The 11852-nt window shown below is 47.3% G+C and carries 13 protein-coding genes and 2 tRNA genes; 4 read left to right on the forward strand and 11 right to left on the reverse strand.

What is annotated here, in order from left to right; genetic code table 11:
• Positions 1-141: 141 nt before the first annotated feature.
• The 3 genes from IPL85_01575 to IPL85_01585 all read right to left on the reverse strand — a co-directional run bounded on the left by IPL85_01575 (position 142) and on the right by IPL85_01585 (position 1799).
• A complete protein-coding gene (locus IPL85_01575) occupies positions 142-930 on the reverse strand; it encodes a hypothetical protein (GenBank protein QQS20125.1) in 789 nt (262 codons plus the stop codon).
• A gap of 57 nt (positions 931-987) precedes the next feature.
• Positions 988-1062 (reverse strand) — tRNA-Met (locus IPL85_01580).
• A gap of 254 nt (positions 1063-1316) precedes the next feature.
• Positions 1317-1799: a septum formation initiator family protein gene (locus IPL85_01585; GenBank protein ID QQS20126.1), complete on the reverse strand. Its 483-nt coding sequence runs from the start codon at positions 1797-1799 to the stop codon at positions 1317-1319.
• A 59-nt stretch (positions 1800-1858) separates the two neighbouring features.
• Between IPL85_01585 and IPL85_01590 the strand changes: the two genes are divergently transcribed.
• Positions 1859-1934, forward strand: a tRNA-Ile gene (locus IPL85_01590).
• A 186-nt stretch (positions 1935-2120) separates the two neighbouring features.
• On the opposite strand, the gene IPL85_01595 is transcribed toward IPL85_01590, so the two are convergent.
• Positions 2121-2855 carry an ABC transporter permease gene (locus IPL85_01595; protein QQS20127.1) on the reverse strand — a complete coding sequence of 245 codons (735 nt, stop codon included), beginning with the start codon at positions 2853-2855 and terminating at the stop codon, positions 2121-2123.
• A complete protein-coding gene (locus IPL85_01600) occupies positions 2852-3760 on the reverse strand; it encodes an ATP-binding cassette domain-containing protein (protein ID QQS20128.1) in 909 nt (302 codons plus the stop codon). The genes IPL85_01595 and IPL85_01600 overlap by 4 nt, the downstream gene beginning before the upstream one ends.
• Before the next feature lie 299 nt (positions 3761-4059).
• Here IPL85_01600 and IPL85_01605 point away from each other — a divergent pair, with 299 nt between their 5' ends.
• Positions 4060-4962 (forward strand): magnesium transporter CorA family protein, encoded by a 903-nt coding sequence (locus IPL85_01605; GenBank protein QQS20129.1) that lies wholly within the window; start codon positions 4060-4062, stop codon positions 4960-4962.
• Positions 4963-5034: 72 nt separating this feature from the next.
• On the opposite strand, the gene IPL85_01610 is transcribed toward IPL85_01605, so the two are convergent.
• The 6 genes from IPL85_01610 to IPL85_01635 all read right to left on the reverse strand — a co-directional run bounded on the left by IPL85_01610 (position 5035) and on the right by IPL85_01635 (position 10051).
• Positions 5035-5877, reverse strand: a complete 843-nt coding sequence (locus tag IPL85_01610) for an NAD(P)-dependent oxidoreductase (GenBank protein ID QQS20130.1) — start codon at positions 5875-5877, stop codon at positions 5035-5037.
• Positions 5874-6680, reverse strand: coding sequence for an HAD-IA family hydrolase (locus tag IPL85_01615; protein QQS20131.1), 807 nt, complete (start codon positions 6678-6680; stop codon positions 5874-5876). The genes IPL85_01610 and IPL85_01615 overlap by 4 nt, the downstream gene beginning before the upstream one ends.
• Positions 6681-6687: 7 nt before the next feature.
• Positions 6688-7731 (reverse strand): tRNA-dihydrouridine synthase, encoded by a 1044-nt coding sequence (locus IPL85_01620; protein QQS20132.1) that lies wholly within the window; start codon positions 7729-7731, stop codon positions 6688-6690.
• Positions 7732-7883: 152 nt separating this feature from the next.
• Positions 7884-8993, reverse strand: coding sequence for an ABC transporter permease (locus tag IPL85_01625; protein QQS20133.1), 1110 nt, complete (start codon positions 8991-8993; stop codon positions 7884-7886).
• A gap of 3 nt (positions 8994-8996) precedes the next feature.
• Positions 8997-9761 carry an ABC transporter ATP-binding protein gene (locus tag IPL85_01630; protein ID QQS20134.1) on the reverse strand — a complete coding sequence of 255 codons (765 nt, stop codon included), beginning with the start codon at positions 9759-9761 and terminating at the stop codon, positions 8997-8999.
• Between the two features lie 95 nt (positions 9762-9856).
• Positions 9857-10051 (reverse strand): hypothetical protein, encoded by a 195-nt coding sequence (locus tag IPL85_01635; GenBank protein ID QQS20135.1) that lies wholly within the window; start codon positions 10049-10051, stop codon positions 9857-9859.
• A 178-nt stretch (positions 10052-10229) separates the two neighbouring features.
• Here IPL85_01635 and IPL85_01640 point away from each other — a divergent pair, with 178 nt between their 5' ends.
• A complete protein-coding gene (locus tag IPL85_01640; GenBank protein QQS20136.1) occupies positions 10230-10889 on the forward strand; it encodes a hypothetical protein in 660 nt (219 codons plus the stop codon).
• Positions 10890-11175: 286 nt separating this feature from the next.
• Positions 11176-11778, forward strand: a complete 603-nt coding sequence (locus tag IPL85_01645) for a hypothetical protein (GenBank protein QQS20137.1) — start codon at positions 11176-11178, stop codon at positions 11776-11778.
• The last annotated feature ends 74 nt before the right edge of the window (positions 11779-11852 follow it).

Below are 11852 nucleotides of genomic sequence, written 5' to 3' on the forward strand. Positions count from 1 at the left end.
ACCTCTTAGGCTCTAATCAAACTCCAAGAACCAAAGAAAAAGGATTACCTTTCAGCAGTCCTTTTTCTCTGGGAGCCCAAGCACATTCACACTGGAACGATATCCTTACAGAATTAAGTAGACGGATGCTGTTATCAAGTCTTACAACCGGGTCAGGTAGTAATTTTTATCAGCATATCTAACAGATACTTTGACCACAGGCACGGAAGCGTACCACCGAATGTCGTATATCTTTTCTGATGGCTTAGACTTTTCTGTCCTTTCGCACATGTAATCCTTGGGGCAAGCATAGTATTTGTCCAGTTCGTAAGTAATCTTTATGGCATCCTGGTTGTTTGAATACCTCATTTCAATCCGATTGATATTGTCTAATCGGTTCCCTGAATACGCTGGACTGGTCGTCTTGTAGTAGGGGGCTCTATCCCCGCCGTCCCTCTTGAAACCCTCTTTTGCCATAGCCTCAGCCAATTTAGTTTCTATCTCACGCAAATAACTTTTATTCTCAAATATAAGATATGCAGAACTTGATTGTGCCGGATCATTATATGCCGTCAAGACATCTCCATCAACTATTCCTCTTGCGTCGGTTACTTTACTATCAATTGAAAGCATTTGTTCAAGCTTTTCTAATTTATTGTTGGCGGCATTCTGTAGTTTGGACATTTTTATATAACCATATAGCACAAAGACAATAATGTACCCCCCTATAACAATCACAGGGATGGCAGCAATCGAGATAAGGGCATACTTTAGGATCTTCTTTGTTTTATGTGACACTATCGGACTACTAATATCCTCGGCAGGCGACTGTTCCATAGCGTACACGGAGGCCTGCTGTTTTTTGGTGATAGGTGAGATTTGCTGCTTTGGATCAGACTCTAGCGTTAATGGATTAACTCCAGGGTCAGGTGATCTTTGAGTTTCTTCCATTAATTAATCATAACAGAAAAAGACCTCGGATTTCTCTGAGGTCAAAATGCTTATGCTTGGTTGCGGGACCAGGACTCGAACCTGGGACCTCATGGTTATGAGCCATGCGAGCTGCCGCTGCTCCATCCCGCGACGTATGACGACTAGTGACGTTAGCTATAAGTTTAACAGAGGTGCTCAACTATGTCAAACTTGTGCAGTCATGGTTAGTGTGGAGATGCGGGGCAGGCATAATGCTACCGTTGCCGTCCTGCAGACGACCACCTATTCTCAGTCACCGCATCATACACAACATAACACGTATGCAGCGAAAAATGGAGCGCGCTACCCTACACATTTCGACCGACAGTTTACTTCTTTACGCGATCGTCATATTACACCGAGTACTATGGGCGGCTCAAGCTGGGAGTACGGTGGAAGAAGAAGTCGATCCAGGCTTCGAAGTTTTTTTGGTAGAATGGTTTCTTTTTGGCAGGAGATGTCTTTGCTCTTTCATTTGGCATGATTACGGTATGCGCTAGGGCAACGTCTTTTGGCACCAGTAGAACGGTTTCGCCTGGCGAGGCGAGCCCGAGGTTTTGCCGGGCTGTAACTTCTTTGTACTGAGGTGTTGTGTAATACTGGTTTTCCAATTTTTGGTTTTCATTTTGTAACTTTTTTACTTCGTTTTGCTCCTGCATGCGCGCGACTTCCTGCTGCAGCCGATAGTTTGTTTCTATGGCTCTTACCCCGCTCCAGCTTATGAGCAGCACAAGCACAACAAAAGCCAAGGTTCCGACATTTCGTACGTCCCTCATACTTAGTAAATACGCCTTCACTGGCTCTTGGTAGGTATGCACCATGTTAGCTATTTTTGTATGTATCTTCACCCCTCTAGTATATCACCCCTGTCATCTGCTATAATCTGGTTGGTTTAGTCCCTCTTGGTGGGGGTATAGCTCAGTGGTTAGAGCAGTCGGCTCATAACTGATTGGTCCTTGGTTCAAATCCAAGTACCCCCACCACGAGAGACCAAACGTTCCACACATTTTCTCCTCAAAGCACGGAAGAAGCCGTGATTAAGTTACGGCTGAAAGGAAAAATGTGCAGGAGGCTGAACAAACCCGCAATGCTTCACGGCTCTGCGGGCAAGCAGCCTAAATAATGCGAAATGCGTGCGTACTTGAGAAAATAACGATTACACTGCTGAGCTAATTGGCATCACGGCGCATAAAAAGTAACCACGCTGTTGCACCAGCAGCAACAATCCAGCCAAAAACTATTGCCATCGACTTCTCGGGCGTAAATGTCGTCGCTATATCTCCAGTAAGTAGGCTGTTTTCGAGAGCACGAAACGGCAAATAGCCGCTACTATCTTTGAGAAGTAACGACAACAGCTGCTCGACTATAGCGGTGCCGAATAGGTACATAACAATTGCGCCCACCTGATTCCTGAGCAAAAAGCCAATAATGAGAGCATACATACCAGCGCCCCAAACATACACGCTGCCTTTCGGGAGTATATCTCCCCACAAAATACTTTGCTCTGGCAGACTCGCGCCACTTGCAGCTAAACCTATAAGTCCGCTCGCAACGCCGGTGGCCACAAACAAGACAGCTCCGATGAGTACGGCCAACGATGAAACTAGCGCTTTCGCGAGAAAAACTGAGGTGCGCCGCCGCGCCAACGTCAGTGTATAGGCAATGGTGTTATAGCGATATTCGTGGGTGACCTGCAGCAGAACAATAAGCCCTAGGATAAAGCTTGTGCCTTGCAGAGTTGAAGTAATCAGCCAGTTGACAAAAGTGTCGTCTAAATGCACGTGATTGTAGCCGGTAACAACCCCGTCCATGAGCATTACAAAAAGCAAACTCAGACCGAAGATAATATACGTCGAACGCAACGACAACAATTTGCGAATTTCCGAACGAATGGCAGCGATCATTCCTTTACTCCTTTGGTTTCAAACTCATTCTTCCCAGCAGTGAGCTCCAAAAACGCTTCTTCGAGCGAAGCGTCCTGCCGCGCAAGTTCCAGTACTGGCAAACCGGCTTCAAAAAGTAGCTTGCCAATCTGGTCGGTCGACTTACCCGACACCTTAAACCCGTCTCCCTCAGTGTCAAATTTTACCCGAGATGCTTGCAGTGCCTCCTTGAGCTTCACTTCATTTGTACTCCGCACAAAAACTCCACCATGAGCACTGCCCGCTACCAAATCCGCAACAGATCCTTCGGCAATAAACCTCCCCTTGCCAATTACCACAACACTGTCTGCCATTTGCGCCATTTCACTCAACAGGTGGCTTGAGACGAATACCGCATTACCTTCATCTGCATAATTTTTTATAAAATGACGCAGCCAGGCAATGCCTTCCGGGTCAAGGCCATTGGCCGGTTCATCAAGTACAAGATACTTCGGCTGGCCCAATATTGCAGCTGCAATGCCAAGTCGCTGGCTCATCCCAAGGCTAAATTTGCCTGGATTCTTCTTGGCCACGTCCCTCAGCCCGACAACGTCGAGCACTTCATCCACACGCGATTGTGGAATTCCCCCGGCACTTGCAAGCACTCGCAGATGATTACGCGCTGAACGACTCGGGTGAAAAGCCTTTGCCTCCAGTAGTATACCCACAGTTTTTGAAGGCTGTGCATGTTCGCGCAACGGCTTGTCGTCGAACAGCGTGTCACCGCCACCCTTGTCCAGCCCAAGCATGAGCCGCATGGTAGTTGATTTACCTGAACCATTTGGCCCTAAAAATCCAGTAACTTTGCCTGGCTCAACGCTGAAGCTCAGATTGTCTACGGCTGTTTTTTTCTTGTACCGTTTTGATAAATTTTTTGCTTCAATCATGTCTACCATATTACCCTATGCTCTGCCGGTTGACTACCCTCAGCCGAACCGAGTTGCAAACAGGTCAGAGTACCCGAGCATCAGTTGCCGTTTGCTGGTCATACGCAAAGTTGCACTCTCTCCACAGAAAACCACGAGTGATTAATAAAAGACAGTTTATCTAAAGTGGGTGGAGCAGTAGCTCTATAGACATCCAGCAAAAGAACTTACGGGTGACAATGACCAGCCTGGGGTGTCGGAAGTTTGCGTGAGCATAAGCAGTATCCAGATTGACATAAGCGATATATACTATCTCCAGTATGAACAGCGTTCGCAATTTAGAATCGGCCGAATCCAGCTTTTGGGTACATGCCGAAGCACCAGACGATCACGAAATAGACGTGCTCTGTTCTGAGTACGGACTTGCCGAGCGCTTCGTGCACGATGCCCTTGACCGAGATGAAATTCCCCGCGTTGAAACAGTTGGCGACTTTACGTATATTATTACTCGCTTTGCGTACGAAACAGACGCTGGCGACATAGAAACTGCGCCAATTCTCTTTGCCCTAAATCAAGCCAAGCTACTAACCGTCAGTCTTGAAAAACTACCAAGCTTGCAAGAAATATTGGCCGAAAGGAATCTAGAGCAAAACAGTGCCGATCCCGTCTACATCATGCTTCTTGTGCTCCTGCACATCGACGCACAGTACGACCGCTTTATTCATGATTCAAGCAAACAAATTCATCGACTTTTGAGCAATATTGGCAAACGGGCACTTGGGCCTGATTCATTCGTACGTTTTGTACACATAGAAGACGATATGAATGACTTTCTCAGTTCACTCGGACCGACTAACACGACGCTACGACACCTGCTAACAAACAAAGATATCCCATCTTTTAGCCATCACCGCGACCTGGTGAACACGGTCATACTTAACAATGAACAATCAATCCAAACGTGCGAATCTAATCTTAAATCGTTGGTGTCCATACGCCGAACTTACACGCTTATAAGTTCCCACAGCCTCGACCGCACTATAAAAATCCTGACCATGGTCAGTGTGTTTATTTCCATCCCGACCATGTTTTTCAGCATGTACGGTATGAACATTGGCCTACCTCACGCACAAAATCCGAAAACCTTCCTAGGCCTACTCGTCATCTGCCTCATTACCGTCCTCACCGCCTACGTTATCGGCCGCAAAAAACGCATATTTTAACAGTCATTCAAGCAAAAACACTTGTAGTAGATGTCGCACTTTTCTAACAGCCGTTAAGAATATGGGTTAAGCTTACCGCGCCACATACGTCCAGTCGTCTTGGGCATGACCATCGGCGATTGCTTCTTGGTAGGAAGCAAGCGTTGATGCTATAAGTGGAGTTTTGTTTTGATCAATGTTTTGGAGCGCATAGGTTTCATCCTTGGCGATTAGTTCTACTGCAAAATTTATAGGTTCTGGGTGATTTCGGTAATCACGCCACACCATTTGCGTGGTCGCGCCACCTGGTTTTTCGGCTAACATTTCCCCGGTCTGTTTTTCGTCTAATCCCAAGGCTTTTGCAAGCCGCATAGCTTCGCCAAACCCCGCCAAATGTACTGCTTGCAGGCAGTTCAGCACTAGCTTCATGCGCATCCCAGAACCGGCTGATCCAAAGTACTTCACCTGGGATGCAATATTTTCCAGATGAGGCTTCACCTCATTAATCTTTTTCTCATCACCACCTGCGAGCAAAACCATTGTACCCCCTTCTGCGCCAGCACGGCTACCGGTCATGGGCATGTCAAAAAAAGTCAGACACTTTTCGGCACATTTTTTAGCCAATTCGTCGACGCATGAAACAGATAAAGTAGCGCAGGTGATAAGCATTTGGTTGGGGTTTGCGTTGAAAATAATGCCACCTTCGCCTAACCACACCTCGTGCGCAGATTCATCGTTCGCAGTTACTTCAAAAACAATATCTGCACACTGAACAGCATCTGCGACCGATGCTGCTCTTTGCGCCCCACGCGAAACAAGGTCATTTGCTTTCTCGGGTGAACGGTTCCATACCATCACGGCATAACCGTTTTTCAAGAAATTATCAGCAATCCCATGCCCCATAATCCCCAACCCAAGTACCGCTACTGCTGTCATACGCTTGATTTTAGCATGTCTTTCAGCTCATCAAGGGAAGTGATGATCTTTGTTGCGCCCGCGAGCTCCAGGGCTTTGCTGTCGTGAAAACCATGCGATATACCCACTCGTTGGGATATACCCGCATTGGCCCCGGATTGCATATCAACTGCATGATCTCCCAGCACAAGGCACTCGTCAGGCTTTACAGCAAGTTTTTCCATTGCATACTGAAGACTGGCAGGGTCAGGTTTGTGCGCGTCCACTAGCTCGCATGTCACTACGCTGAAATCTGGTAAATGAAAAGTCTCTTTGAACCGTGAGACAAATATGTTGAACTTTTCGTCTTCGCTCCGAAAACTATCTTGGTAAAGATTACTGAGCACAAGCTCTGGTAAGGCTACTCCCAAATTCCTAACAATGTGATGCTTACTACCGCTAGTAAATATTCCAAATTTTATATGCAGGCTTCCAAGAGAGTGAAGTAACTCCGATAACCCGTCGTAGGGCTTCACGTAAGTGGAAGCGAGACTATCTTGAATGGGGTTTAACAGGTCATGTAGCGCATCAAAATCAAATGCATCTAAAATATCTGACCGATTATGAAAAAGTAGTTTCGCAGTTTTTTCAAGGGTATTTTTTGCGCTTCCGCCGACAGACTCATTTAGAGCAGCGACAAACTCGCTGTAGTGCGGCACATTCTGGCTAGGTACATTTTTCTGCGCTAAATACTTTTTGAGTGTCGCGAACTGACCATGACGAATCAGCTGAACTGTATCTACGAGTGTACCGTCCGAATCAGATAGAACCGCTTTCACGTGCATGACGATACTATATCTTATATAGGCTCAACATAGCCAGGATTTCGTCGGTCGAATCGGCCTTCATTAGCCTCTCGCGAAGCTCCTTGGCGCCGTCGAAACCCTGGATGTAAATTTTGCAGAATTTGTTGAGGGTGTGAATAGGCTGCTCGCCGCGCCGCCACGTCACCGCAAAAAGCACAACGTGTCTGCGAAACAGATCAATCCTCTCTTCGACAAGATAGTCCCCCCACTGTTTTTGTTCGCTTTTTGTGCGTGTCAGGGTCCGGCCTTGACGCAAGAAGATCAGGGGGTTGTGGAATATGCCACGACCGATCATGATGCCATCGAGCTTATACTTTTTCGCCAACTGCTCGCCCTGCTCACGACTCATGACGTCGCCGTTACCGACAATTAGCGTACTGACGCCTAGTTCATCGCGCATTTCACGCACCTTACTTATTAAACTCCAGTCAGCTGGCACCTTGCTCATTTGCTTACGAGTCCGACCGTGTATGGTAAGCATGTCCAGGTTTTGACGTAGCAGAAAATCAAACCACGTCATATCGACCGCACTGAAGCCCGTGCGCGTTTTTACACTGAGCGGCAATTGCGTCAGGGTCCGTCCTTGACGCAGACCAGTGCGAGCAGCGGCAATGATTTGTTCTGCTAACTCACGGTTTTCGGGGCGTATCAGAGCGGCGCACGCACCGTTATTTACTTCACTTTTGGCTGGACAGCCCATGTTTAAATCAACCCCAAAGAAATTTACACTCGGAGGCAGGCCGACTTCACGGGCCAAAGAGCCATTGGCTATTTGCTCGCACACGGCGCGGAAGTTTTCTGGTTTTAGCCCCCACAGCTGCGCCACCACTTTCCCTTCTTTTTTAGCGAAACGGAGCTTTTTAAGTAAATGAGGACGTCCTGGGCTCATCAGACCATCGACATTCACAAACTCTGTGAAAAACAGGTCGGGAGGCGCACAATCAGCCACCACCTGCCGGAACACAGTGTCAGTCACATCATCCATCGGCGCCAAAATAAAGAATGGCTTATCTACCTGGTCATACGTCATTATCTAACTATTGTAACCCAGCTCGGTGTAAGCACCACTGTTAGCGCCTTCCTGCATTAGGTGAGAGGGAGCGAAACCTTCAGAGGCGTGGAGCTTAAACAATTGGATTAACTCTAGCTATTTCAATAGTTTATGCAGCCTTTTTACCCCTGTTATTCCCAACGGAAGAAGCGAAAGGCGAGGATATAGACCACGATTGTCCAGCCAAGAATAATGCCAAACTGTGGTAGCAGATCAAAAACACCGCGGTTTTCGGTTATGATAAGCCGAGCGCCATCAATCACTGGTGTCAGTGGCAGGTAGTTCGTGACCCCTTGTAGCCATTCAGGCATGAGGAAACGAGGGAAGAAACTGCCAGAAAGGAACATCATGGGAAAGGTGATAATCTGTGCCAGCGGCGCTGCTTGGCGCTCGTTTTTGGCCCAACCACCCACCGCAAGACCTATCCCAAAGAGCATGATCGCACCGAAAGTAACTAGCAAACCAAGCACGAGGTAGTTGCCGCGCATGTTCAGATTAAACACCGTCAGGCCAACCACGAACATGGTGACGATTGACATGAGCCCTACAAACGTGTTGGATATGACGTTACCGAGAAAATACTGCCATACCTTAAGCGTTGTCGTATGGTAGCGACGTAAGACTCCCCTTTCTTTCAGTTTCGGGAACACACTGGTTGGGCCAAATATGCCAGCGCCAAGGAGCGAGAACCCTAGCAGCCCAGCAAACACATAGTCGAACTGGGTTAGACCCTGTTTGGCGGTGGACTTTGCCGTAACAGTAAAGGGCTTTTCGGTAGGGACAAATTGTTTGTTTATGCCTTCAAATATACTGTTTAGAACTGAGGCAAGCGTTTGACCACCCTGCTCATTGCTTTTGTTGTACAGCACCTGTGCCTCTCCCGTCGGATAACCCTTAGCACCCACTTGACCGAATTCTGGCGGTAAAATAATAGTAGCGTCTAGCTCGCCGCGGCTCATTTTTTCTTGCGCTTCATCCAGATTTTTCACCTGGGAATCTATTTTTAACACCTTATCCTTTTGCCCCATTTGCTCAAACTGCCTGGCAAACTCCGTGTTCGACCGGTTCAAAAAAGCAACGTTGAAGCTAACACTTGTGTTGTTTCGACCAAATATACCACCAAAAACAAAGAGGAATAGTAGAGGGAAAACAAACGTGAAAAATATCGCCAGTTTATCGCGGAAAAGGCGACGAATGTCGATTTTGGCAAAGGTTAGTACTGGCAAAAAAGCTTTTTTCATACTTTAGTCCCTAAGTGCCTTTCCTGTGAGGTCAATAAACACGTCTTCCAAGTTGGCTTGTTCGACGTGCTGTTTTTTCTTGAAGCCCCTTTTCAGTAGCGCCCGAACCAGATTTTTTGGCGTATCGAGAGCAATAATCTTCCCCTCGTCCATCACTGCAACACGGTCGCAGAGCAGCTCAGCCTCATCCATGTAGTGTGTAGTCATAATCACTGTCACGCCGCGGTCACGCACTTCCTGTATAAGCTCCCAGAGATTCCGGCGCGCCTGAGGATCAAGTCCTGTTGTCGGCTCGTCCAAGAAAAAAACTTTCGGCCCATGCACTAGTGCCGCAGCAATAGAGAAACGCTGGCGCTGACCGCCAGAAAGCTGCTCAACGTAGTTTTTGGCCTTGTCTTCAAGCTGTAGATCCCGCAAAAACTTCATGGTATCTACTTTTTCGCAGTAAGCAGCCGAGAAAAATTCTAGCAGCTCAGTAAGTTTCGTTTTTTCTTCAAAAGATGGTGACTGCGGCTGCACACCTATAAGCGCTTTTACCTTACTCTGCTCAGAGGACACATCCAAACCATTCAGAGTGGCCGAGCCGCCGTCTATCGGTCGGAGCGTCTCAAGCATCTCCAGCAGAGTCGTCTTGCCTGCTCCGTTTGGCCCCAAAATACCAAATATCTCACCCTCGCGAACCTCAAAACTAATACCATCTACGACAGCCTTGCCGTCGTACTTTTTCGTTAAGCCTGTTACCGTCACTATGGATGCATTTTGTTTCATTATAATAGGGTACCACGACGCTTAAAATTCTCTGTAACTACCTAGGCAAAAACGTCCGGTAAATCACCGGACGTTTTAGTTTTTAACGACGTAACTTAGCTGCGCTTGACGGTCAGGAAACCATTGCGTGGGTTTTCGTTCACGCTAAAGCCTTCTGGTAGGTCAGATGCCTCTGGGCGGTTGTCTTTGCTAAAGTAGTAAATGGTTTGTTCTTTACCGCCGCGAAGTGTGACTTTCTTTGAGTTTAGGTGGTAAGTAACACCTTTTGAGTTCTTGTGCGTGTATGCCATATGCGTACATCTCCCCTCTATAACATTAAGTTAGTATCCCTAACATACATCGGTGGCAATCTGTTTGTCAACACCTTTGGCACCAATCACAACAGCTTGAGGGATTTGGTGTTGCCTGAAGATGGCTAGTGTATTACACTTATGGTTGTAACTATTTAACGTCTTAAAAGGTGGAAAAATGGATTTTCGACAATTTGGTTCAAACCCTTCGAACAAACAAGAGGCTTCCGTTGCGCCAGTCAGCGCGACCGTGACACCTCCACAGCCTCACCAGGCTGGTAAAAAAGTGGCTAGTAGTGACACTCCAAAGTGGCTCAATGTTCTTTATGTTGCTACGCTTTTCGGTGTCGCAATACTATTACTGCTCATTACCATTTTGATTGCCCGTGGAAACTCTGGCGGTAACGAATTCACCTACGTGAAAGAGAAGCAGTACCAAGCAGTTTTTCTAAACAATGGCCAGGTCTACTTTGGTGACATCCAAAACCTTAACAGCAAATACCTAGACATAACCAACGTCTACTATTTAACACAAAATGCAGCCACCGGCTCAAGCGGCCAACAGCAAGCAACCGGAGACTACACACTGGTAAAACTCGGTTGTCAGCAAATTCATTCCCCACTTGACCGTATGCTAATCAACCGCGACCAAGTAACATTCTGGGAAAACCTAAATAGCGATGGTAAAGTTGCTAAGAGCATCGAAGAATTCGTAAAGCAAAATCCAAAGGGTCCTGACTGTAGCGAGCAAACAAGTCAAACACCGGCAGAAAATGCTCCCAGCCAAGCTAGCAACAACGGTTCGACACCCCAAAACAACGCTACAAACAATCGCTAGATAGCAAACTGTCCGCCGGCATCTCCGTTACATGAAGAGTGCTGGCGGCTACTGCCCAGACGAATGACGGATCTGCAACATACGGCCAGCTATTACGGTGCCACGCCGTAAGGCCATTAGCTCGGCTTGCAGAAACCGCCCGCCACTGTCTCTTCAGGGTCATCCAGGAGTAAGTCAAGCAGCGGTTTCTCCGGTAGGGATGTAACCGTCGCACTCCACAAAACGATGTTCCTGATGAGTGTGGGAGTGTGGAGTTTTTCGTAACTCGAGTATAATCATAAACAAGATGGATAAATCAAAATTACACCATGTCTGGCGTTACCTGAAGCACGTTCACCCGTGGTACTTTTTGGTGATTGCGATGCTTTTTGGCTTCATAGCCGTTAAGGCATTGCAACACAATAATATCGAAATGGGCAGGTTACGTGACGCCGTCTTTGTTGCCGATAAGAATAACGGAGATGTTGAGGCAGCTCTTAGGGCATTACGAGAACATGTGCACGGACACATGAACACCAGCCTGGAGACAGGTACAAATGGAGCGCACCCGCCGATACAGCTTAAGTACACGTACGAACGGCTACAGGCAGAGCAGCAAGCACAGCTGGGTCAAAACAATAGCTCGCTATACAATCAAGCACTCCAGGAATGTAGTTCCCAGGGTCAGACTGCAACTGCTCAGGACACGATAAATTGCATAGAAAGTTATACCGAAGCTCGCGGAGTCCGACTGGCAGACATTCCAGATGCACTGTACAAGTTTGATTTTGTTTCGGCAAAGTGGTCTTCTGACCTCGCAGGCTGGAGTTTGGTTGTTGCTGTATTAAGCACTATTGGATTTCTTGTGAGCGTGGTGTATCACTGGCTTATTAAGAAGTACCTCGGCTAAGCTGCTGGTCGCGCTGTAGCCTATAGACAGAACATTCAGAGCCACCAACTGGGGGCTCTTGATACTTGATACCC

It is taken from the genome of Candidatus Saccharibacteria bacterium (assembly GCA_016699955.1).
Lineage (GTDB): Bacteria > Patescibacteriota > Saccharimonadia > Saccharimonadales > UBA4665 > JAGXIT01.

Excerpts from the sequence above, each read along its gene's own strand:
- IPL85_01575 (QQS20125.1), bottom strand. The coding sequence starts at position 930 with ATGGAAGAAACTCAAAGATCACCTGACCCTGGAGTTAATCCATTAACG.
- IPL85_01595 (QQS20127.1), bottom strand. The coding sequence starts at position 2,855 with ATGATCGCTGCCATTCGTTCGGAAATTCGCAAATTGTTGTCGTTGCGT.
- IPL85_01600 (QQS20128.1), bottom strand. The coding sequence starts at position 3,760 with ATGATTGAAGCAAAAAATTTATCAAAACGGTACAAGAAAAAAACAGCC.
- IPL85_01605 (QQS20129.1), top strand. The coding sequence starts at position 4,060 with ATGAACAGCGTTCGCAATTTAGAATCGGCCGAATCCAGCTTTTGGGTA.
- IPL85_01610 (QQS20130.1), bottom strand. The coding sequence starts at position 5,877 with ATGACAGCAGTAGCGGTACTTGGGTTGGGGATTATGGGGCATGGGATT.
- IPL85_01615 (QQS20131.1), bottom strand. The coding sequence starts at position 6,680 with ATGCACGTGAAAGCGGTTCTATCTGATTCGGACGGTACACTCGTAGAT.
- IPL85_01620 (QQS20132.1), bottom strand. The coding sequence starts at position 7,731 with ATGACGTATGACCAGGTAGATAAGCCATTCTTTATTTTGGCGCCGATG.
- IPL85_01625 (QQS20133.1), bottom strand. The coding sequence starts at position 8,993 with ATGAAAAAAGCTTTTTTGCCAGTACTAACCTTTGCCAAAATCGACATT.
- IPL85_01630 (QQS20134.1), bottom strand. The coding sequence starts at position 9,761 with ATGAAACAAAATGCATCCATAGTGACGGTAACAGGCTTAACGAAAAAG.
- IPL85_01635 (QQS20135.1), bottom strand. The coding sequence starts at position 10,051 with ATGGCATACACGCACAAGAACTCAAAAGGTGTTACTTACCACCTAAAC.
- IPL85_01640 (QQS20136.1), top strand. The coding sequence starts at position 10,230 with ATGGATTTTCGACAATTTGGTTCAAACCCTTCGAACAAACAAGAGGCT.
- IPL85_01645 (QQS20137.1), top strand. The coding sequence starts at position 11,176 with ATGGATAAATCAAAATTACACCATGTCTGGCGTTACCTGAAGCACGTT.